At 37.3% G+C, this 21,611-nt stretch carries 21 protein-coding genes; 4 read left to right on the forward strand and 17 right to left on the reverse strand.

Annotation, left to right across the window (positions count from 1 at the left end; translation table 11 throughout):
- Position 1: 1 nt before the first annotated feature.
- Genes CYP64_RS08425 through CYP64_RS08440 form a run of 4 tightly spaced genes read right to left on the reverse strand, consistent with a single transcriptional unit; the run spans position 2 to position 3,572 of the window.
- The gene (locus CYP64_RS08425; protein WP_103649403.1) at positions 2–802 is read right to left on the reverse strand and encodes a 3'-5' exonuclease; all 801 of its coding nucleotides are present in this window, start codon (positions 800–802) and stop codon (positions 2–4) included.
- Positions 799–1,446, reverse strand: a complete 648-nt coding sequence (gene rpe / locus CYP64_RS08430) for a ribulose-phosphate 3-epimerase (protein WP_103649404.1) — start codon at positions 1,444–1,446, stop codon at positions 799–801. Before rpe ends, CYP64_RS08425 begins: the two co-directional genes overlap by 4 nt.
- A 9-nt stretch (positions 1,447–1,455) precedes the next feature.
- Entirely contained in the window at positions 1,456–2,778 is a 1,323-nt protein-coding gene (locus CYP64_RS08435; protein ID WP_181001711.1) for a hypothetical protein, read from the reverse strand.
- Positions 2,779–2,825: 47 nt separating this feature from the next.
- A complete protein-coding gene (locus CYP64_RS08440) occupies positions 2,826–3,572 on the reverse strand; it encodes a hypothetical protein (protein WP_103649406.1) in 747 nt (248 codons plus the stop codon).
- A 174-nt stretch (positions 3,573–3,746) separates the two neighbouring features.
- Here CYP64_RS08440 and rpmB point away from each other — a divergent pair, with 174 nt between their 5' ends.
- From rpmB to CYP64_RS08455, 3 genes are all read left to right on the forward strand, one after another.
- Entirely contained in the window at positions 3,747–3,938 is a 192-nt protein-coding gene (rpmB, locus tag CYP64_RS08445) for a 50S ribosomal protein L28 (RefSeq protein ID WP_021090707.1), read from the forward strand.
- Positions 3,939–3,961: 23 nt separating this feature from the next.
- Entirely contained in the window at positions 3,962–5,092 is a 1,131-nt protein-coding gene (locus CYP64_RS08450; RefSeq protein WP_021090478.1) for a potassium channel family protein, read from the forward strand.
- Positions 5,093–5,207: 115 nt separating this feature from the next.
- Positions 5,208–5,408: a YdcH family protein gene (locus tag CYP64_RS08455; protein WP_103649407.1), complete on the forward strand. Its 201-nt coding sequence runs from the start codon at positions 5,208–5,210 to the stop codon at positions 5,406–5,408.
- Positions 5,409–5,433: 25 nt separating this feature from the next.
- Here the strand turns inward: CYP64_RS08455 and epsC are convergent, their stop codons facing one another.
- The 13 genes from epsC to yajC all read right to left on the reverse strand — a co-directional run bounded on the left by epsC (position 5,434) and on the right by yajC (position 20,312).
- On the reverse strand, positions 5,434–5,985 hold the full coding sequence (epsC, locus tag CYP64_RS08460) for a serine O-acetyltransferase EpsC (protein ID WP_103649408.1): 552 nt from the start codon (positions 5,983–5,985) through the stop codon (positions 5,434–5,436).
- Positions 5,986–5,989: 4 nt separating this feature from the next.
- Positions 5,990–6,895 carry a cysteine synthase A gene (gene cysK / locus CYP64_RS08465; RefSeq protein ID WP_103649409.1) on the reverse strand — a complete coding sequence of 302 codons (906 nt, stop codon included), beginning with the start codon at positions 6,893–6,895 and terminating at the stop codon, positions 5,990–5,992.
- Positions 6,896–7,013: 118 nt separating this feature from the next.
- Entirely contained in the window at positions 7,014–7,682 is a 669-nt protein-coding gene (locus CYP64_RS08470; protein ID WP_103649410.1) for an endonuclease III domain-containing protein, read from the reverse strand.
- Positions 7,679–8,443: an ATP-binding protein gene (locus tag CYP64_RS08475; RefSeq protein ID WP_103649411.1), complete on the reverse strand. Its 765-nt coding sequence runs from the start codon at positions 8,441–8,443 to the stop codon at positions 7,679–7,681. The genes CYP64_RS08470 and CYP64_RS08475 overlap by 4 nt, the downstream gene beginning before the upstream one ends.
- Positions 8,440–11,385, reverse strand: coding sequence for a transcription-repair coupling factor (gene mfd, locus CYP64_RS08480; RefSeq protein ID WP_103649412.1), 2,946 nt, complete (start codon positions 11,383–11,385; stop codon positions 8,440–8,442). The genes CYP64_RS08475 and mfd overlap by 4 nt, the downstream gene beginning before the upstream one ends.
- Positions 11,366–12,568: a Mur ligase family protein gene (locus tag CYP64_RS08485; protein WP_103649413.1), complete on the reverse strand. Its 1,203-nt coding sequence runs from the start codon at positions 12,566–12,568 to the stop codon at positions 11,366–11,368. Before CYP64_RS08485 ends, mfd begins: the two co-directional genes overlap by 20 nt.
- Positions 12,565–14,139 (reverse strand): GGDEF domain-containing protein, encoded by a 1,575-nt coding sequence (locus CYP64_RS08490; protein WP_103649414.1) that lies wholly within the window; start codon positions 14,137–14,139, stop codon positions 12,565–12,567. The genes CYP64_RS08485 and CYP64_RS08490 overlap by 4 nt, the downstream gene beginning before the upstream one ends.
- Positions 14,120–14,659, reverse strand: a complete 540-nt coding sequence (lptE, locus tag CYP64_RS08495; RefSeq protein ID WP_103649415.1) for an LPS assembly lipoprotein LptE — start codon at positions 14,657–14,659, stop codon at positions 14,120–14,122. Before lptE ends, CYP64_RS08490 begins: the two co-directional genes overlap by 20 nt.
- Positions 14,660–14,662: 3 nt before the next feature.
- The gene (gene leuS / locus CYP64_RS08500) at positions 14,663–17,128 is read right to left on the reverse strand and encodes a leucine--tRNA ligase (RefSeq protein ID WP_103649416.1); all 2,466 of its coding nucleotides are present in this window, start codon (positions 17,126–17,128) and stop codon (positions 14,663–14,665) included.
- A 9-nt stretch (positions 17,129–17,137) separates the two neighbouring features.
- Positions 17,138–17,476, reverse strand: coding sequence for a DUF6394 family protein (locus tag CYP64_RS08505; RefSeq protein WP_021090699.1), 339 nt, complete (start codon positions 17,474–17,476; stop codon positions 17,138–17,140).
- Positions 17,477–17,485: 9 nt separating this feature from the next.
- Entirely contained in the window at positions 17,486–18,457 is a 972-nt protein-coding gene (gene secF / locus CYP64_RS08510) for a protein translocase subunit SecF (protein WP_103649417.1), read from the reverse strand.
- A 2-nt stretch (positions 18,458–18,459) separates the two neighbouring features.
- On the reverse strand, positions 18,460–20,040 hold the full coding sequence (secD, locus tag CYP64_RS08515) for a protein translocase subunit SecD (RefSeq protein WP_103649418.1): 1,581 nt from the start codon (positions 20,038–20,040) through the stop codon (positions 18,460–18,462).
- Complete coding sequence (gene yajC, locus CYP64_RS08520; protein WP_021090619.1) at positions 20,040–20,312, reverse strand: preprotein translocase subunit YajC; 273 nt, start codon at positions 20,310–20,312, stop codon at positions 20,040–20,042. The genes secD and yajC overlap by 1 nt, the downstream gene beginning before the upstream one ends.
- On the opposite strand from yajC, the gene CYP64_RS08525 reads away from it, so the two are divergent.
- On the forward strand, positions 20,288–21,580 hold the full coding sequence (locus CYP64_RS08525) for an apolipoprotein N-acyltransferase (RefSeq protein WP_181001712.1): 1,293 nt from the start codon (positions 20,288–20,290) through the stop codon (positions 21,578–21,580). The genes yajC and CYP64_RS08525 overlap by 25 nt on opposite strands.
- Positions 21,581–21,611: the final 31 nt, after the last annotated feature.

Below are 21,611 nucleotides of genomic sequence, written 5' to 3' on the forward strand. Positions count from 1 at the left end.
GCTAATTCGCACATAAAACTGGTTCAGGTTTTAGCTTCACGCTTGGAGCTGTTTTGCTAAAGCTTATGAGATCCTCTGTCGTTTGGATACTAAAAGGTAGGCGTGTGAGGCAAACTTTAAAAATTTCAGCTGCAGCTATTGCATCATTTAGGGCTCTGTGGTGGGTATTATTTATGCCAAGAAGCTCTTTTAGCGAGCCAAGTCCGTATTTTTGCGAAGCGATAGTGCGGCGACTAAGATCGATGGTGCAAAGCTTCCTATTTAGCAGCATACCAAGGCCGATCTCATTTAGGCTGTGAGAGATAAAGCCATAGTCAAAATTTACGTTATGGGCGATAAAGACGCTAGTTCCTAGAAAAATTTTAAACCGCTCAAGCACACTTAATAAATTTGGCGCACCAACTAGATCGCTCGTCTTTATACCGGTTAGCTCGATGATATTTTCAGGCACCACATTAGCTGCCACAAAGCTTTCAAAACGCCCTATCTCAACACCATCTTTCATTTTTATTGCACCGATTTCAATAATCTGTCCGCTCGTCGTACCACCAGTCGTTTCGATATCAACCACGCAAAATTCCTGCTCGCTAATATCTCTAAATCTCGTGCCAAGCTCGATCTCATTCTCTTCATTTCTAGTGATGTCAAGCCCAAGAGTTCGCCACATATCAAGGTCTCGCACGTCAATGAGCGACGAAATTTCTTCGATATCACTAAATCTTAAAATAAACTCATGATAGCCTAAATTTTGCCTAGCTAAAATTTCTATGCTATTTTCTAAACGCTGTTTTTTTGGTTTCAAAACTCAAGCTTTATGGCGCGAATGGCTTGTTCGTAAGAATTTGATGAGAAGATGTAGTTGCCAGCCACCAAAATATCAGCTCCGGCCTCCTCAAGATCAGGCGCATTTAGTCCGTTTACGCCACCGTCCACTTCGATAAGACACTTAGCATTTTTTCGTTCTATCAGCTCTCGTAGCGCCCTTGTTTTTTCAAGCACGACTGGCATAAATTTCTGACCGCCAAAGCCAGGATTTACGCTCATTAAAAGCACTATATCGACTTCATCTATGATATGCTCGATCGCACTAACTGGCGTATGCGGATTTAACACGATGCCAGGGCCAACGCCGTTTTTTCTAATGTGATCGATGAGCCTTAATGGGTGTTTCTCCTCTTCGATGTGAAAGGTTAAAAATTTTGGCTTTAGCGGTAAGAAAAGGTCGGCAAAAAATGAGTTATTTTCAACCATCAAATGTATATCAAGTGGCTTCGTGGCTGCTTTTGCAACGGCATTTACCACGACTGGTCCGATGGTTAAATTTGGCACAAAATGCCCATCCATAACATCAACATGCACCAGATCACACCCAGCCTCACAAATGGCTCTTATCTCAGCTGCCAAATTTCCAAAATCAGCCGATAAAATACTAGGTGCAACGTACATTTCTTCTCCTCACTTGGTTACAAATACAAAGCCTATTTCGTCATCTTTTACATCTAGTCTATTCATGATGCCTACACTATTGTGATCGAAAAAAACATCATCGGATAAAATTTTAGGCAAGCTAACTTTTGCTTTTATGCCTTTTTGCCAAAGATGAGTCAAAAATTTATCCGTAATGATACTAAAAATTTGAGAATATCCACTTAAATAATCATTTGAATCATCGCCTTCAGGCATAAAAATAGAGCAAATTTTGTCTAATTTATCTTTTTTTACACCAAATAGCACTCTTGCGTAAATATCACCATAATACTGAACACAAATACGCAAGTAATCGCACTCATCCTCTATGTCAAGCGCACTAACTTTGGTATCAACGCACAAAATTTCTTCTTCTGCTAACTGTGAGATAATTTTGCTCCCAATTTGCGTCACATAAGATGAAATTTGAACAACACTCTTGTTGATATCTACTGGCTCCGCATCAAAGTCTCTTTTTTTAAGATAAAAAATAGTGTCATCTTTGTAAAAGTCATTTAAATTTTTATAGATAAATATATTTGCATCTTTAAGGTACGTTATTAATTCAATAGATAAATTTGATTCGTTTATGCCACAAAGCGAAATAAATGCACCTGATCTTTTGCTAATGCTAGCAAGTTTGATTAGAAATTTTGCACCCCTTATATTTAAAGCGCCAGAAATATTTACCCATAAAATAAAAAATTTATATCCGATTTTTAGCATAATGTCATGAGCTGACATATCAAAATCTTCAATAAAATCTGAGTCCATAAAACTTTTTATGGCATAAATAACGACACCATCTTTTATAAAAGTATCTATCTGATTTTGTCTTAATCTCACATGATTTAGCTGTGATACTGCATAACTATATAAATTCTTTTTTTTATTAAACTCGGTCGCATCTCTAGCCTCAACCACATCAAATGAGCGATTTTTGAGATAATTAGCCAAATAGTGCTTATACTGCTCAGTTGAGTTGTAAATGAAAACTTTGTCATTTGCGTTGTTTAGAAATTTATTTAAAAACAAGCTTGCGATATTTTCACTTTCAAACATTGAAATATTTAAAATATTCTTAACTGTTTTCATCATCAATTCATAAAAAATTTCATTGTAATCGCAAATCGCAAATACTATGCCATGCTTTTGCGCTTCTTCGCTTAAATTTTCAATTACTCTACCAAGCCAAATAGGGCTAAAAAATGTAACATTTTTTAGTGAGAGCAGTATAGCGCTGATATCACGCGATAAAATTTGGTTTATATATTTTTCACTTAATTTTAATGGAATATTCTCTGCTTCCAAAAAACCAAAAGGCCTTATAATTGCCATAGAACCATTAAAAGTTAATTTCATTTTTGTAGAGCTTTTTTAATAAATATAATGGTTTGCATCTCTGGATAAATATTGATATCTAAAATTTTATCAACTCCAAAATCATAAAATTCAGGCCTACTGGACTCATAAGAGAGCAAAATCTCAAAAAAACAAAGCATCTCTTTATCAATCTTGCTTAATGATTGTTTGTTTATATTCATCGCTTTTAAAAAAATATCCCAAAGACTAAAGCCATATTTTTTTTGCAAAATTTTATTATAGCTTACGTCAGAATACGAAATAACGTCTGACATGCAAGATGGAAATTTCGAAAATAAATTCTCACACACTATAATACAGGCCATAGAATACGAAGCAAGCGATAAATAGTTATAGTGCTTTTCTTTAAAAGAGTTTAATATCTTTAGCCAATCTGATAAAATTTTAGCATTAAGCTCGATCAAATCGACGATTTTAAAATTAAATACCTTATAAATTTTTGGGGATTTTAAAAATATAAAATAAGAAAGCACTATCGCTCTAAAAGTATCAACGCCAAGCATATTTGCTATTACTACCAAATCATTACCATCATAAGGAATATCAAATTTTGCACGCTTAAAAATGGAGCTAAAATAAGTTTTAAAAGATGCTATATTTTGCAAAGTAGCAACTGCCTCAGTTACATTACCAGCTAACAAAAAGTGCTCAATCTTTTCAAAAAGAGTTGGCATCTGTAAAACAAAATCAACATTTTTTTCGATCAACTCTTTACTAAGCATTTTGTATCACTCAAGATTTCTAAATATTTTTGCTATTTATAATTATAGGCAAAGGCGTTATTTTATCTAGATTATTAATAAAAATCAATTCTTTTAAAAAAGAATCTATTTAAGCATTACTTTTGTTTGTTTTAGATAAAATCAGCAGAAATTTTTGTTTATAAGGAAAAAAAAATGTCAAAAAGATGTGCGATAACAGGCAAAGGACCGATGATAGGCAACAATGTGAGCCACGCTAACAATAAAACTAAAAGAAGATTCTTGCCAAATCTTAGAACGATTCGCGTTACACTAGAAGATGGTACTACAAGAAAGATAAAAGTTGCTGCTTCTACTCTAAGAACGATGAAGAAACAATCAAACTAAGAATATAAAATGAAGAGGAATTTATGTCTTTTCTCTCAAGACTTTTAAAATTCCTCAACTGGTCAAACTCTACAAAACCAGAAATAAGCCTAGATACTGAGCTTTACGAACAATTAAAACCTTTTAGATTTCCACTAATTTCAGTCGTATTACTGTTACTTTTTGGAACATTAGGTTATGTCTTAATAGATAATTTCTCGCTAATAGATGCCTTTTACCAAGCTGGCATGACTTTTACAACAGTTGGTTTTACCGAAGTTGCTCCAATAACTCCAAAGGGCAGAATTTTTACTATCACGTTTATACTTATTGGTTTTATTATATTTACACTATCGATTGGTATTGTGGTTGAGGTTTTAAAAAGAGGCACATTAATTAGCATTTTAAAGGAACGACGCATGCTTTATAGGATCGCAAGACTAAAAAATCACTTCGTTATTTGTTATCACAATCTATACACAATCGAACTTAGTGCTCAATTTCGTGAAAATCATATACCTTTTGTAGTGGTCGATGACAGAGAAGATATCGCAGAGCTAGCTCAAATTTATAAATATCCATATTTCATAAAAGCTCAGCCACATACACAAATTGCCTTTTTGAAAACACATCTATCAAGCGCAAAAGGACTTATAACTCTTAGCTCAAATATTGCTGATAACATCGCCCTTATAGCATCTGTAAGACTTTATGAAAAAGAGATAGGTCGTAGAAAGCCTTATCATATCATCACAAATGCAGAGACAGAAGACGATACGCAAAGATTAAAAAAATTAGGCGCTGACAATGTAGTAAGCCCATCTCGCTTAGTCGCGCAGCGGTTAAGTGCTATGAGCGTAAGGCCAGATATGGAAAATTTATTAGAGCAGTTTTTGTATACAAAAAATTCACCTATCGATATAGAAGAAATTCTTGTGCCTGATTACTCTTGGATAAGATTTAAAAGATTAAAGGAAACTCATCTACGAAATATAACAAATGCAGACATAGTAGGCATTAGAGATATAAATAATAATTTTGTACCAATGCCAAATGGCGATACATTAGTAGGAACAGGATCAAAGCTTTTAGTTATCGGTACCGTTGATGGAATACGTCTAACCAAGCGCGTTGTAAAAAGCAAACACAAACCTGAAGAATTTAAATACGTATAAAATAAATTTTTCTACTCATTCTTTTTAAAAATTTAAGCAATGGCTTGGCACCTTTTTTATATCCAAGCATTTACAAAGTCTTGATAAAATTTCTCAAATTTTTATAGGAGCCGATATGTTACATGAATATACAGACCTTATAAATGAGCTAAAGAAAACCGATGCTCGTTTTGCTACTCTTTGCAAAAAACATGATGAGCTAAATAAAAAAATAGATGAGAATCTAGCAAAACCATCTGAAATCGATAATTTAAAGAAAGAAAAGTTAAAACTAAAAGACGAAATTTATGCTCAAATTTTAAAGCATAAAAAGTAAGAATAAATTTATCTAATCTTTGAGATTAGATAATAAACTCTGGTTCAAATTTTGTCCCATTTACTCGAACTATTCTTGCTGGTATACCAACGACTGTCGCGTTTGCTGGGACATTTTTTAACACAACTGAGTTTGCGCCGATCTTAGCATTTTCACCGACCGTTATGGCACCTAGTATTTTCGAGCCAGCTGCGATAGTCACACCATTTCTTACAGTCGGATGTCTTTTGCCACATTCTTTTCCGGTGCCTCCAAGCGTTACTTGATGATACATCATTACATCATCGCCTATCTCAGCTGTCTCACCGATAACCACACCCATACCATGATCTATGAAAAATCTCTTGCCGATCTTTGCTCCAGGATGGATCTCGATGCCCGTTAAAAATCTTGCAATTTGCGAGATGAGTCTAGCTAGAAAAAAATACTCTTTTTTATATAAAAAATGAGAAATTTTATGAAACAAAACCGCATGAATACCAGGAGTGTTTATAAGTATTGCCAAAAAGCAACACTTATGTACCGATGGGTCTTTTTCACGAACAGTTTGAACTAGCTCCTTTAGACTCTCCAACATATTTTTATGCTCCGTAAAGCTCTGTACTTAGGTATCTCTCGCCGTTATCTGGAGCTATGAAAAGTACTTTTTTACCAGCGCCAAGTCTTTTAGCCACTCTTTTTGCAGCCACGTAAGCAGCACCACCGCTTATACCTATCATGAGTCCATCACTTTTAGCGATTGCTCTAGCTGCGTTTAGCGCATCATCGTTGCTCACTTTTTCTACTTCACTAACTAGGCTCATATTCATAGTATTTGGTAAAAATCCGGCTCCAATGCCTTGAATTTTATGCGGCCCTGGGTTGCCACCACTTAAAACCGGCGATGCTTCAGGCTCTACTGCGATGATCTTAGTGTCATAGCCTTGTTCTTTTAGAACTTTTGCTACGCCACTTATTGTACCACCTGTACCAACGCCAGCTACAAATGCATCAAGCTTACTAAAATCAGCTACAATTTCAGCTGCTGTTGTTAGTTCGTGAGCTTGTGGGTTATACTTATTTTCAAACTGGCTTAGCATTACGTGATTTGGCTGAGCTGCTAGCTCTGTAGCTCTTGCGATCGCTGCTTTCATACCACCAGACGCTGGAGTAAGCTCAAGCTGTGCGCCATAAGCAGCCACTATTTTGCGTCTTTCGATACTCATGCTCTCTGGCATGCAAAGTATCACTTTAAAACCAAGTGCAGCACCGCACATCGCTACACCAATGCCAGTATTTCCGCTCGTTGGCTCAACGATCGTATCGCCATGTTTTAGCGTACCGTCAGCTAGCATTTTGGTTATCATATTAAATGCGATCCTATCTTTTACAGAGCCACCTGGGTTAAAAAACTCTAGTTTTACGTAAATTTCGGCTTCATCAGTACCTGTTTTTACCTTTACGATAGGTGTATTACCAATCGTTTTAACGATGTTATCGTAAACCATCACTCCTCCTAAATTAAATAAGATAAATTTTGTGTAAATTTAGCACAGAATTTTAAAATAGATTATAAAAAGCCCCAATCTTTGGCAAATTTATAAAGAGTTGTTACATATTAGTAGTTTAATTTTTAATGTTACTTAATATTTTTTGACCATTTTGGCTTAAGATTTTACCTTTGAAATTCTCTTTGCAGAACTCCAAAACAAGAGCATGATAGAGCTTTAAAATTTCAACTTCATCAAATTTTGAGCTATCAAGAAATTTATAAATTTCATCATAATCAAGCGAGCTAAGCCACTCAGCCGCCTCGTCGTAGCACTCAAAATTATAGTCAAAATACGCCATTATCCTAAGTACGTAAGCATCGACAACCATGTATGGCTTGCCGCAGGCGTATGCTAGTATCGAGTCGCAAGTCTCAGCACCAACACCTTTTACGTTTATTAGCCACTCGCGACTGGCATTTTCTTTAAAATTTTCAAAATCGCCAAACTCGTTTTTTATGGCTAGACAAAGCGTTTTTAGCCGCTTTGCCTTTGTGTTGTAAAAACCACTTGGTTTTATGAGCGTGGCAAGATCAATATTTTCAAGTGCACAGATAGCGTCTAGACTATCTTTGCCGGCGTTTTTTAGGTTATTTAGTGCTTTTTCTACGTTTTTCCAGTTCGCATTTTGCACCAAAATAGCACCTAAAATAACCTCAAAAGTACCCTCACCTGGCCATTTTAGCTCATCAAAATTTCTCTTTTTGTGATTTAGCAGAGCTAAAAACAGATCAGTTGATCTCATTTTAAATTTTCTTTAAATGTGAGATAAAACTGCTTTGCAGTCCTGCCACTTCTGCTAGCTCTTAGCGTGGCAAAATTTTTAGCAAGCGTACGAAGCTCATCTTTGTTGCCTGCGTAGTCTTTGAAATAAAAATCAACCATTTTTAGATACTCGTCGTAGTTGCCTTGATAAAAGCTGATCCAAAGACCAAAGCGATCTGAGAGAGAAATTTTCTCCTGAGCTGCGTCGCTGTAGTGGATTTCGCCGTCAATTAGCTCTGAGTTTTCATTTTCACTTTTAAACTCGCTTATTAAATGTCTACGATTTGATGTAGCGTATAAAAGTACGTTTTTTGGCGGCTTTTGGATAGAGCCGTCCATTATAGGTTTTAGAAATTTATACTCATTGCTACCATTTTCAAAGCTTAGATCATCACAGAAAATAATAAATTTAAACTCACTTTTTCTAATATCGTCGATGATGTCGCCAAGGTATTTTAGATCTTCACATCCAAGCTCGATTATGCGAAGTCCAGCTTTATAAAATTTAGTAAAAATAGCCCTTACAAGGCTTGACTTGCCACATCCTCTCTCGCCCCAAAGAAGCACGTGATTTGCATCTTTACCTTCTATAAAATTTAGAGTATTTTTTAGCAAAATTTCTTTTTGTTTCTCTAGCCCATAAAGCGAGTCGATATCGACAAAATCGATATCCTCAACCGGCTTTAACATCCCTTTTGTACTTTTATAAATCGCTGCGTACTTCACACCCCAATCTATCACTTCTTATCCTTTCTTAGATAGACCAAAATTTCAGCCAAAACATCGTCATCATCCTTGCTATGTGACTTTAGCCTGATCTTCTCATCATCATTTTTTGTTATTAGTATGTTTTGTTCGCTATTTGAGATCGTCTTTATGCCAGCTTTTAGAGCTAAAATTTTGATGATGATAAGGTCTAAAAACTGCTTTGTAAATGTATCTATCTTGCCAAATCTATCCTCAAGCTCGCTTTGTATCTCATAGACCTCAGCGACCTCTTTGCACTTGCTAAGGCGCCTGTAAATTTCAAGCCTTAGCCTATCTTCTCTTATAAATTCTTGATTTAAAAAGGCGCTCACACTAAGCTTTAGATCGATCTTATCAAGCTTTGCGGAGTCTTGATTAAGAAGCTTGTTTATCTCATCTTCTAGCATTTTTAGATATAGCGAGTAGCCGATAGCCTCGATGTGGCCGCTTTGCGCCTCGCCGATGATGTTGCCACCACCTCTTATCTCAAGGTCGTGATATGCTAACACTGAGCCAGCGCCCAAAAATGAGTTGCCCTCGAGTGCCACAAGTCGTTTTAGCGCGTCTTTACTAATAGCATCTTTATCTTCCACCAAAAAGTAGCAGTAGGCCTGCTTATCGCTTCTACCCACGCGTCCGCGGAGCTGATGCAAGTCAGCCATGCCAAATTTATTGGCATTTTCTACGATTATAGTGTTTGCATTTGGCAAATGAATGCCGCTTTCAACGATGCTGGTGCAAAGTAGCAAGCCATATTCGCCCTGCTCAAATTTCATCATCTCATCTTCAGCGACTTTTGCATTTACCTTTGAGTGAAGTATCAAAATCCTAAGCTTTGGCAAAATTTTTCTTAGCTCATTTGCTGTCTGCTCGATGTCTGCGATGTGGTTGTGAATGTAAAAGGTCTGCCCGCCACGTCTTAGCTCACGCATGATCGCCTCTTTGACGACCTTCTCGTCCCACTCTCTGACACTTGTTCTCACATCCAGCCTTGAGCTTGGCGGAGTGGCTAAAATGCTATATGTTTTTATCTTACTAAGCGCCATATTTAGGCTTCTTGGTATAGGAGTGGCACTCATGCTTAAGATGTGTGAATTTTGAGAAATTTCTTTTAACTGCTCTTTTTGTTTAACGCCAAATTTATGCTCTTCATCAACGACGATAAGCCCTAAATTCTCAGCCTTTACACCAAGAAGTGCATGTGTACCCACGCAAACTATTGGCTCATTTTCTTTTAGCGCTTTTTGAAGGCTTGATTTTTCTTTAGCACTTGAGAAGCGATCCAGTCTAAAGACCTTTATGCCAAATTTGCTAAATCTTTGGCTTAGCGTCTTGTAGTGCTGCGAGCTAAGAAGCGTCGTTGGCACGAAGAAAAACGCACTAAAGCCTGATTTTATGCAGGTAAATATGGCGTTCATCGCAACTTCAGTCTTGCCAAAGCCAACATCACCGCTAAGCAGCCTATCCATCACCTTGCCACTTTTTAGCTCATCTTTTATATCATTTACTGCTTTTTGCTGATCACTTGTGTATGAAAAGCCAGCGTCTTGGACAAAATTTAGATAAGAGATGTCTTCTTTTTGCAAAATTTTACCAGCCACAAGCTCTCTTTTTGCCGCCATCGCAACTATCTTTGAAGCGATTGCAAAGAGTTTTTCTCTAACCTTTTCTTTTATCTTGGCAAAATTTGCCTTGCCTAAGCGATCAAGTACCGCCATAGAGCCATTTTGCGCGATATAGCGGTCTATCAGATTTAGATGTTCAACTGGCAAAAGAAGCTTGTCGTCATTTTGGTAGGCAATAACCACAAATTCTTTCGTCGCGCCCAAAACCTTGATCTTTTCAAGGCCCAAAAAACGTCCTATACCATAGTCTTCATGCACGACGTAGTCATTTACTTTTAGCTCATCCACCACGAGGCTTGAGCGCTTAACTCGCCTTTTTTTCTCAAATTTATTAAGAGAAACTACGATCTTAGCGCTTGAGGTTAAATTTACTACAAGGGGCGAAATTTCAAGCTTTACATTTGCAAAACCATCAAGCTCATAGCCCTTAAAAAGTCCCTCATTTCTTGAAAGAACGGTTATGCTTTTGCTCTTATTTAGCTCAAAAAAGTCAAAATTTAAAGTAACTTCTAGGTCTTTATAGACCTTTGGCTCAGGTAAAATTTCAATGCCCTTAAATTTCTCCTCAGCCACATCATAAATTTCAAAATCGATCTTTTTAACAAGCCTTGAGTCAAAAACTTTTAAGTAGTCACTAAAGCTATCTATCGCCCAAAATCCAAGCGAATTTAGATCGCTCACTAAAGCGTCGCTTTGCATATCCTCGATCTTTTGGCTAACTTTTTCAAACTCATCTTTGCTCAAATTTGCGATAAAAGGAACTATCTCGGCTTCGCTTAGCTCGGCTTTGTTGCTAATTTGTGTGGCGGTGTTGTAGTTTCTAATGCTCTCCACCTCATCGCCAAAGAGCAAAATCCTAACAGGATCGTCCATATTTACGCCGTAAATGTCAATGACTTCGCCACGAATGCTAAACTCGCCAACGCTCTCAACGATATCGACGCACTCGTAGCCAAAGCGTATGAGCAAGTCGGCAAATTCGCTTAAATTTAGATTATCTTTTATCTTGATTGTTGAGCTCTCTAGATTTTTTTGTGTTGGAAGTGGGTTTAAAAGCGTGCTAAATGGGCTTATGATGATCTTTTTGCCATCAAATTTATAGTATTTGCTAAGCACGGATGAAATTTCAAAAAGCTCTTCGTTAAAACTTCTTAGATCATCGCCCTTTTTAGCTCTAAAATCAGGTAATTTAAAAGCGCTAAAGCCAGCAAAACTGGCCGCATCAGCGCAAAGTGCCGCCTCTTTATCATCTTCGCAGATGAGAATTTGTGGGGCGTGTGTTAGAAGATACTCATAGACCTTTGCTTGCATAGTACTCTTTTAAAAAGGCTTCGGCTAAGTGAAACGAGCCAAATGCTAGGTAAATTTTGCCGTTTTTTGCCTCTTTTATATCGTTCATATCGCTTGACTCAAACTCTCTATGCGAAATTTTAAGCTCGTTTAACGCTTTATTTATGAGCTCTCCGCCAAGCTCCCTACCCTCGCAGTGATAGTGATAAAGCAGCACATCCTCAACGACTGGCTTTAAAGCTGCCAAAACCGCTTTGAAATCTTTATCCAAGAACGAATTATATACCAAGGTAAGCTTTTTGCCGGTAAACTCACCTTGGCTAAATTTCTTAGCAACAGCCTTTGCGCCAAGCTCGTTGTGACCGACATCAACGTATAAATTTGAAGCGATCTTTTCGCATCTGCCTCGAAGCGTAAGAGCACCCAGCTTTTTGATATCTATGCTGCTATCTAAAATTTTAGCCGCAGCGTAGGCTAGAGTTAAATTTGAGCGCAAAAACTCTGGCAGATTAAATTTATTTGCATAGTTTGCGATCTCGTTTAAATTTTCTTTGGTTAAAATTTCTCTTGGGAAGCTTAAAGTGGAGCCTTTTTCACTTGCGATCTCTTTTGCGATAGCGATACTTGTATCGTTCATTTCGTCATTTAAAATAGCTCTTTTACCCATAGCCTCAAATTTCGTACGTGAGATTTCTTCCAAACTATCCCCAAGAACTGCCGTGTGATCAAGCCCAATAGGCGTAAAAATGCTTAACTCTTTTTCAAAGACATTTGTCGCATCAAGCACACCACCCATACCAGCCTCACAGACAAAGTAGTCACAACCCTCAAAAAGCACGGCAGAAAGCAGCGTCATATACTCAAAATAGCTCGTTTTTACCTTGTACTCGTCGCTTAAAAGTCCTTGCAAACGCTCATGAGCTGCCTCTAAAATTTCATCGCTAGCGACCTCACCATTTAGCCAAAATCGCTCATTAAACTTAAATATATGAGGGCTCGTGTAGTGCCCTACTTTTGCGCCATTTTGGCTTAAAATTTGTGCTAAAAAGCGGCCAGTGCTACCTTTGCCATTTGTGCCTATTATGTGAATAATCTTAAATGGCTTTATGTGCTCTTTTATAGTCGCATACGCTCTAATAATCCTACCATAATCAATCTCTTTGTAGTAAAGTGGTTTGCCATCAAGAAATTTAGCTAGGCTCATTTTTCCTCGATTATCTTTGGCATTACTTGATTTCTACCATTTTCTTTTGAGAGATAAAGCATCTTATCAGCAGCCTCAAGTGTCATCGTCTCACTTAAATTTGCACTTCTTGTCGCTATGCCGGAGCTTATAGTAACCTTGATACGCTCATTTTTATAGATAAATTTGAAATTTTCTATCATACTTCTTAGCTTATCCCCAAATTTAACACTATCTTTTAAGCCAGTGCTTGGAAGTAAGATTACAAATTCTTCACCGCCATATCTACCAACGAAATCAACCTTTCTAGCGTTTTTCTTAAGTACTTGAGCTACCGCTGAAAGAATAACATCTCCAGCCTCATGCCCATAAGTATCGTTTATGCTTTTGAAAAAGTCAATATCAACAAAGCAGATAGAATAATCAGTCCCATAGCGTTTATATGCCTCTTCAATGCGTTGAATCTCGTTCATCAAAGCACGCTTAGTAGATACTTTTGTCAAAAAGTCTTCTTTGCTCTCCAGCTTGGCTTCCTCAAGCTCTTTTTCAAGGCTGTTCACTCTATTTTGAAGCTCTAAGATAGTAGCTTGCCTATTGTGCATCTCGATACCAAGCTCTTTGCTCTCGATCTCCAAAGCACCAGCGATCTCAATAAGCATGCTTCTTACTTGATCGATACTATTTGTATTTAAATTTACATTTTTTAGATCATTTTTGATGCTTTTAACTTTATCAGAACTACTTTGTGAGCTAACTGCAATATCAGAAATTCTCTCGCTTATATTTTGCAAGACATTATTTAGCGAACCAACTTTTTCTATGATCTCCGTTCTATCTTCTTCTATTCTGCGATCAACAAATGCCTTTACCTTTTCTTGAAATTCTTTGCTATTTAAGGTTTTAGGATTTTGCTTCAAAGTACTTCTTATTGTGCTAAGCTCTTCATCAAGATCCTTTGTAATAGAAGGCTCAAGAGTAAGGCTTAAAAGCTGAATCAAAACATCCTCTTCGTCATCTTCATCTTTTTGTGTAAGAAATTTCTCAAGTTCAGAACTCATTGTCTTTAAATCATCAAAATTTCTAACACCATAATATTTCAAAAATTCTAAAAATTCAGTGTCGTACGAGCTAACAAAATCAAACCATCTAAGGCACATCTCTTCAAGATTTTTCTCATCATATCTTCTAGCAAGTAACTGCATACTTTGCTCTGCTAAGCTTTTTGCATCTTTATTGTGAAGCATTGAGATAGCTTGAAGAATTCTTCTAGCAAATGCGTTTAGTGATTGTAGTTTTTTATCATCAGCCATAAGGCTTGCTCCTTGTTGAGCACCTCTAGAGAGCCTGGCGGTCATAAAAGCGACAAACTCATCGACCGTCTTTATATGAAGGCTTAGGGCTTGATTTTTATATTCATCACCAAGCCTTGAGATATATTTTTCTATCTTTTTACTCTCTTCTGTTGTAAAGCCATATTTTTTAGAAATTTCATTATAGACTTCAGTGTAATTCTCTGGCGTTAGCATCAAATGACGATCTTTGATCTCATTTAAGGCTTCCTTGACTATTTGACTAACGGTTACTGCTGCCATTTCTATATCCTTTTACCGCTAAACTTGCGATATACTCATCAAAGGCCTCTTTTGATGCCTCTTTGATAGCTTCGTATTTTTGAGTATCACTAAGAATGCTGTCAGCAAATCTTACATCTTTTTGACGTCTTGCGACACTAAAGTCATACTCGCCAGTGGCTGGAATATCAACCACGCTACCATCTTTAAATTTAGTCTTATAATTTAAGCTTAAATGTGCTTTATACGACGTAATGTAGCCAAACTCATCATAAATAATTGCTTCATAGCTTAAATTATTAACTGAAACTATTATCGAAGTATCAGCACTCTCTTTGCTTGATAAATTTTTATGTAGCCTTGCGACCATACCCTCTTTTACGGCGTCTTTTATCCAGACACTATTTTTTGGCTCTTCTTTGCTGATAATCACATCAACGTAAATTTTATCGCCAACTAGATCATGTGTGATCTTTGAAACCGGCTTATAACCACACCCGCAGATAAATATCGCAATAAAAAACGCTAAAAAATATCTCAAAATTTATCCTTTAATGACAAAATTTACTAATTTGCCTTTTATATAAATCTCTTTTAAAATTTCTTTTCCTTCAAGCCATTTAGCCACATTTTGCTTAGCTAGCTTTAAAATTTCACCCTCACTCTCGCTCGCTGCCACTTCAAATTCAGCCCTTTTTTTGCCATTTACTGTAACTGCAAGAGCAATGCTATCTTTTACAAAAACCTCTTCTTTTACAGCTATCTTTGTGAAATTTTTTCTACCAAAAAGCTCTTCGCTAAGCTCATTTGCAATATGCGGCACGATAGGCTCGAGTAAATTTAAGATGATAAAAAAGCCCTCGGCATTTACATCGTCGTTATCCTGAGCATTTATAGCATTTAGCGCCTCCATACAAGCAGCGATTAGTGTATTAAAAGCAAATGTGTCGCCAAAAACCTCGGTTGATTTTTTAAGCGCTTCATAAATTTTTAGCCTTGCAAATTTCTCGTCTTTGTTTAGGCTTTCATGATCTATCTGAGGCAGTTCGTCTATCTTTTTGATAGTTTGTGCCTTCTCCCAAAGCCTATTTAAAAACCTAAACGCGCCTTCAACTGCGCTGTCGTTCCACTCAAGCTCTTTTTGAGGAGGAGCAGCAAATAGGATAAACAGTCTTGCCGTATCGGCACCATATTTATTGATAATATCATCAGGATCTACGACGTTGCCCTTACTTTTGCTCATCTTTTTGCCATCTTTTAAGACCATGCCTTGAGTTAGCAAATTTTCAAATGGCTCGTCATCTCTTAGATAGCCTAGATCTCTTAAGACCTTTTGGAAAAATCTAGCGTATAAAAGGTGCAAGATCGCATGCTCGATGCCTCCGATATACTGATCTACATTCATCCAGTAATTCACGCTCTTTTCATCAAGCGCTTTTTGTTCCCAAGTCTTCTCATCGCTTGCAAATCTAGCAAAATACCAGCTACTCTCCACAAACGTATCCATCGTATCAGTCTCTCTGATCGCATCTTGTCCGCATTTTGGACACTTTGTAAATTTCCAAGTTGGATGTTTATCTAAAGGATTGCCCTCGCCTGTGATCTCGACATCTTCAGGTAGCGCGATAGGTAAATTTTCCTCTTTTTCAGGCACTACGCCGCAGCATTTGCAGTGAACTACTGGTATTGGTGCACCCCAATATCTTTGACGAGAAATTCCCCAGTCTCTTAGTTTGTAGTTTGTGATCCTTTTGCCTAAACCATCTTTTTCAAATTTTTCTATTATGGAATTTTTAGCTTCTTCTGAAGTAAGTCCATTTATAAGCTCAGAATTTATAGAAATTCCATACTCAGAGTATGCTTTAGAACCGTCGCTCTCGCCCTCAAGCGGCTTTACTACTGGCTTTATAGGAAGATTAAATTTAGTTGCAAACTCGTAATCTCTTTGATCATGTGCAGGTACAGCCATGATAGCACCACTGCCGTAGTCAGCTAGGATAAAATTTGCAACCCAAACTGGGATTTTTTCATTTGTGAGCGGATGAACGACATAAATTCCTAAAAATTCTCCGTCTTTATCGCTAGCTTGGCGCTCTCTTGGGCTTTGATTTAGGATTGTTTTTATCTTTATCTTTTTGTTTTCATCAATTTTATCACTCTCAAGCAACGCTTTTACAATAGGATGTTCAGGTGCAAGGGCTGTGTAGCTAACGCCGTAAATTGTATCGGCCCTTGTAGTAAATACCTCAAAGCCGTCAAATTTACCGCCCAAAGTCTCTTTTGAAGCCTCATCAAGGCTAAATTTAAACTCTAAGCCGTAGCTTCTGCCGATCCAGTTTTCTTGCATTGTAATTACTTGATTTGGCCATTTGCCTTCAAGAAGTTTCAGATCATCAAGTAGCTCGCTAGCGTATTTTGTGATGTTAAAGTAATATCCTGGAAGCTCTTTTTGTACAACATCATTACCACATCTCCAGCATTTGCCATCCTCCACCTGCTCGTTTGCAAGCACAGTTTGATCATATTCGCACCAATTTATAATGGCATTTTTTCTATAAACAAGCCCTTTTTCAAACATCTTTATAAAAAAGCTTTGCTCCCACTTTGTGTAAAGTGGATCAGAAGTAGCTAAAATTCTCTTTTTAGAAAATGAAAAACCAAGGCTTGCAAGCTCTTTTTTCATATAGTCAATGTTTTCATAAGTCCAAATTTTAGGGTGAATTTTATGTTTTATGGCTGCATTTTCAGCTGGCATGCCAAAGCTGTCAAAGCCAATAGGATGAAGCACGTTGTAGCCGCTTTTTCTATATGATCTAGCAAGTGCATCACCGATAGAGTAGTTTCTCACATGCCCCATATGTATGCGTCCGCTTGGATACGGAAACATACTTAGGATATATTTTTTCGGCAAGCTTAGATCGGCTTTTGGTTCAAATTCTTCATTTTTATCCCAAATTTCTTGCCATTTTTTTTCTATCTTTAAAGGCTCATATTTTCTCTTTTCAGCCATTTTTTTCTCCTAAAATTCTTCTTGTGCTTTGCTTGATTCTATTAATACCAAAGCTAGTGAAAATATATTTGCGATGACTGCACCAATAGCCAACGAATAGCTAAGTGTTATATTTTCAGAGACTTGCAAAATAACAAAAGCTGGTATAAGGTGTAAATCAGCAACCAGTGAACTTGCAAAAAGCTCGGCTGAGAGTAAATTTTTAACACCGATCTTAAGTAGCGTTGAAACCAAATTTATACTAGCCGCCACAAAAAGGGCGATCTCGTTTTTATCATATAAAAATTCTGCCGTAGTCGTAAGACTCATCAATGCAAAAAATATGTAGATAACTTTTCCCCAGTTCATTATCCCTCCTTACACAACGCCTTTCTCAAACATAGCACGCTCTTTTTCGCGCTCTTTTTTTATCTTTTGCTTTTCAGTCTCTCTACTTCTAAAATGCTCGATGCTAAATTTAAACCAGATAAGAAACGGCGAAGAGATGTAGATCGAACTGATCGTTCCTATGACAATGCCAACGATAAGAATAAATGAAAATCCATGTATCATATCTCCACCAAATAAAAATAACACAAGAACTGTCATCATCGTAGTTGCTGAAGTTAAGATAGTTCTTGAAAGTGTGGCTGAGACTGACTCGTTTATAACACCTTCAATATCAGTTCGCTTGCTCTCTTTGATACCCTCTCTGATCCTATCAAAGATAATAATCGTATCATTTAGAGAGTAGCCAAGCACCGTTAAAATAGCCGCTAGCGTATCCAAATTTACATCAATATTAAATAGCGAAATAGCACCAACAGTTATGACTATATCGTGAATTTCAGTTGCGATCGCAGCTAGAGCAAATCTCCACTCAAATCTAAATGTGATGTAGATTAATATACCAATTAGTGAAATTCCAAGAGCCATCAAGCCTTTTTCTCTAAGCTCGTCGCCAACCTTTGGTCCAACGATATCAACACGTCTTACTTCAAAATTTCCAGTATCTTTTAAGATTTGCTTTATCTCGGTACCGATGTCGCCAGTTAAATTTGAGCTTGAACCTGAAAATCTAATAACCACCTCATCGTCACTCCCAAACTCAGTAACAGAGGCGTTTTTAAGCACTTCATTTGTGCCAAAAGCGTCGCGGATTTTATCGAGTGGCGCTTTGGTGTCGTATTTTAGCTGAATAAGCGTACCGCCAGAGAAATCAATGCCGTAGTTTAACCCCTTTGTAGCAAGTAAAACGATAGAGCCAACAAATAAAAATATAGAAAATGCTAGTGAAGCAAATCTAAAACGCATAAAATCATAAACTTTTGCCTTAGTAAAAATTTGCATCATTAGCTCCTTTTATAACCAAACCAAAGTCTGGTATTTCCACTTTTTTCTATCTTGTCCATAGCAGCATCAAACATACCATGAGTGCCAAGTATAGCTGTTAGCATCGAAGCCATGATACCTATTGCCATTGTTACTGCAAAGCCTTTAACTGGACCAGTACCATAAGCGTAAAGTACCGCAACTGTGATGATAGTAGTTAAGTTTGAGTCAATAATCGCGCTCATAGCGTGCTCATAACCCTTTTGCACAGCTGTCCTTATCGCAACACCTTCACGTAAAAGCTCGCGAATACGTTCATTTATGATGACGTTTGCATCAACAGCCATACCGATCGTTAGCACGATACCAGCCATACCTGGTAAAGTAAGCGTCGCTCCAAAAAGCGCCATCACAGCGACTAATATAACAACATCCGCAACTAGTGCGATATTTGCGAAAATTCCAGAAATTCCATAATAAACTAGCATAAATAGCACAACCAAGATAGATCCAGCAGCAAGAGCTACCATGCTTTGGTTGATGCTCTCTTGTCCTAAAGATGGGCCAACGCTTCTTTTCTCTAGCATCTTAACAGGCGCTAAAAGTGCGCCGCTTCTAAGAGCGATCGCTACATCGTGAGCCTCATCAAGGGTAAAGCCACCACTTATCTGACCACTTCCGCCACCTATTCTTTCGTTGATAACTGGAGCTGAATAAACCTTGCCATCAAGCACGATAGCAAGCCTTTTACCGACATTTGTACCAGTAAAATCGCCAAAAATTCTAGCACCCTCTGAATTTAGAGTGAAATTTATGATCGGTAGGTTATTTTGCTGAGAAAATGCAACCTTTGCGTCAGTTAGCATCGAGCCGTCAAGCACTGGGATATTTTTAACTACGTATTTCACGCGGTCATTTTTAGCATCTTTAAAGATCACATCGCCGTAGCTTTCAGCTTCAGCCTCGCTCATTGTATTAGCCTGATCTTGTCTTTTATCATCAACTGCCATAAGCTGCAAGTGAGCAGCCTTTGCGATGAGATCTCTTGCTCTTTGTTCATCCTCTTCAGTCTTTATGCCAGGAAGCTCAACTAGGATATTATCTTTGCCCTGTCTGGCAACAGTTGGCTCAGCTAGACCAAACTGATCGAGTCTGTTTCTAATAGTTTCAACAGCTTGCGAGATCGCATATTCGATCGTATCCGTTCTTTCTTGCTCGGTTAAAGATATGCTGTAATTTAAACCATCTTTTTTAATATCAAGCCCCTTTATCTCGGCTAGTGCTTTATCTACTTTTGGAGCCTCGTCGCCATCAAGGAGAGTAAAGTCAATGTTCTCTTCTTTAATCTTAAATTTATCAATTAACACATCTTCTTTTTTAGCATAATAATTTATACTTCCGGCTATTGATTTTATTTTTGAGTGAATAGCTTCGCTCGTTTCAACACCAAGTAGCATATGAAGGCCGCCTTGAAGATCAAGGCCAAGTGAAATTTTAGCCCCATTTTGAGTTTGAAAAAAAGATGGCACCGAAAAGCCAAAACCAAAAATTAAGGCTAATATTAAGATAATTAGCCTATATGTGACTCTTGCGTTACGCATTATTTATCTTCGATCTTTTTAGCTACAAACTCGCGTGCTATGCGAACGATTACATCATCGTTAAGTTTAACTTTGATAAAATCATTTTCGGCTTTAATCACTTCGCAGATAAGTCCGCCATTAGTTATTATCTTATCACCTTTATCAAGAGCTGCGAGCATTGCTGCATGGGCTTTTTGTTGTTTTTGTTGAGGTCTAATAACCAAAAAGTAAAATATGGCGAAAAGCACAACAAGAGGTAGTAATGATGTTAAAAAATCAGCGTTTTGCATGGATTTCCTTATTTGTAAGATTTTTAAATGGGCATTTTAGCACTAAAATTATAATAAAAGCCTTTGTCGGTGCTTTTTTGCTTTCCAACTTTATTTTTTTAAGCCTCTTCGAGAATTTGCTATTAAATTTCATCTCACCGTTTCTAACTTTGACTGGAATTGGCATCATCATAAATTTAAGCAGGGCTGGATTTTTTGCAGCTGGATTTTTCACTGGAATTTTATGGTTTTATTGGATCAGCTTTAGTTTTATCTACTACGATCTGATCTGGCTTATACCTTTTGTCATTCTCTTTGTAGCCCTTGTTTATGGGTTTATGTTCTGGGTGGCCTCTTTCCCAAGCTTTATATCGCTTAGGGCTGTTTTGCTATTTTTAGTAAGCTACGTTCATCCATTTGGCTTTAACTGGTTTAATCTTGAAGCAACGCTTGTTTTGGGGGCTTTTGAGCCAAGCACAAGAGGGCTTATATTTATATTTTTAGCAGCCATTTCTTTGAGTTTAAAAGGCAAAATTTTAAAATTTGGCCTAGCTTTTATCTGCCTCATCGCCGCCTTGCAGTTTAAAAGTAGCGAGGCAAAAACTTTGCCATTTGACGTGGAACTAATAAACACCGATGTCGCTCAAAGGGTGCGCTGGGATAAAAGCTTACGCATGAAATTTACAAATGACAATTTAGACTTAATAAATAACGCCATAGCCGAGCAAAAACGCCTTATCGTACTGCCAGAGAGCGCGTTTCCATTATTTATGACAAATGAGCCACTGCTCGTTGATGAGCTAAAAGAGCTTTCAAAAAAGATAACCATCGTAGCTGGTGCGCTTGCCTATGAAAATAAGCAAATTTATAACTCTGCATTTTTGTTTCAAGATGGCACTCTTAGGCGAATGGATAAGAAATTTTTAGTGCCATTTGGCGAAGAAATTCCTCTGCCAAAATTTATGCAAGATGCGGTAAATAAGCTATTTTTTGGTGGAGCTAGTGACTTTAAAAAGGCTGAAAATTTTAGCGACTATGAGATAGACGGAGTTAAAATTAGAAATGCTATCTGCTATGAGGCGACAAAAGAGGAGCTTTACAAAGGCGAATTTGACGTGGTTGTAGCTATCACAAACAATGGCTGGTTTGTGCCAAGCAGCGAGCCCGTGCTTCAAAAGTTGCTTATAAAGCACCTTGCCACAAAATACAATAAAGCAGTCTATCACAGCGTAAATGGCTCAAAAAGTGAGATAATAAAGCCAAAAAAAGCGTTTTGGAATGAGTTCTAAAAGAAATTTAAAGTGGCTTTTAAAATAAAGC

Origin of the sequence: Campylobacter concisus, assembly GCF_002913945.1 — a bacterium.
GTDB classification, from domain to species: Bacteria; Campylobacterota; Campylobacteria; order Campylobacterales; family Campylobacteraceae; genus Campylobacter_A; species Campylobacter_A concisus_P.

Coding starts and splice junctions, on each gene's coding strand:
- leuS (WP_103649416.1), bottom strand. CDS start 17,128: ATGGCTGAAAAGAGAAAATATGAGCCTTTAAAGATAGAAAAAAAATGG.
- CYP64_RS08450 (WP_021090478.1), top strand. CDS start 3,962: ATGTCTTTTCTCTCAAGACTTTTAAAATTCCTCAACTGGTCAAACTCT.
- secF (WP_103649417.1), bottom strand. CDS start 18,457: ATGCAAATTTTTACTAAGGCAAAAGTTTATGATTTTATGCGTTTTAGA.
- CYP64_RS08525 (WP_181001712.1), top strand. CDS start 20,288: ATGTTAAAAAATCAGCGTTTTGCATGGATTTCCTTATTTGTAAGATTT.
- mfd (WP_103649412.1), bottom strand. CDS start 11,385: ATGCAAGCAAAGGTCTATGAGTATCTTCTAACACACGCCCCACAAATT.
- CYP64_RS08485 (WP_103649413.1), bottom strand. CDS start 12,568: ATGAGCCTAGCTAAATTTCTTGATGGCAAACCACTTTACTACAAAGAG.
- CYP64_RS08455 (WP_103649407.1), top strand. CDS start 5,208: ATGTTACATGAATATACAGACCTTATAAATGAGCTAAAGAAAACCGAT.
- CYP64_RS08470 (WP_103649410.1), bottom strand. CDS start 7,682: ATGAGATCAACTGATCTGTTTTTAGCTCTGCTAAATCACAAAAAGAGA.
- cysK (WP_103649409.1), bottom strand. CDS start 6,895: ATGGTTTACGATAACATCGTTAAAACGATTGGTAATACACCTATCGTA.
- secD (WP_103649418.1), bottom strand. CDS start 20,040: ATGCGTAACGCAAGAGTCACATATAGGCTAATTATCTTAATATTAGCC.
- yajC (WP_021090619.1), bottom strand. CDS start 20,312: ATGCAAAACGCTGATTTTTTAACATCATTACTACCTCTTGTTGTGCTT.
- CYP64_RS08505 (WP_021090699.1), bottom strand. CDS start 17,476: ATGAACTGGGGAAAAGTTATCTACATATTTTTTGCATTGATGAGTCTT.
- rpmB (WP_021090707.1), top strand. CDS start 3,747: ATGTCAAAAAGATGTGCGATAACAGGCAAAGGACCGATGATAGGCAAC.
- rpe (WP_103649404.1), bottom strand. CDS start 1,446: ATGTACGTTGCACCTAGTATTTTATCGGCTGATTTTGGAAATTTGGCA.
- CYP64_RS08490 (WP_103649414.1), bottom strand. CDS start 14,139: ATGGCAGCAGTAACCGTTAGTCAAATAGTCAAGGAAGCCTTAAATGAG.
- CYP64_RS08440 (WP_103649406.1), bottom strand. CDS start 3,572: ATGCTTAGTAAAGAGTTGATCGAAAAAAATGTTGATTTTGTTTTACAG.
- epsC (WP_103649408.1), bottom strand. CDS start 5,985: ATGTTGGAGAGTCTAAAGGAGCTAGTTCAAACTGTTCGTGAAAAAGAC.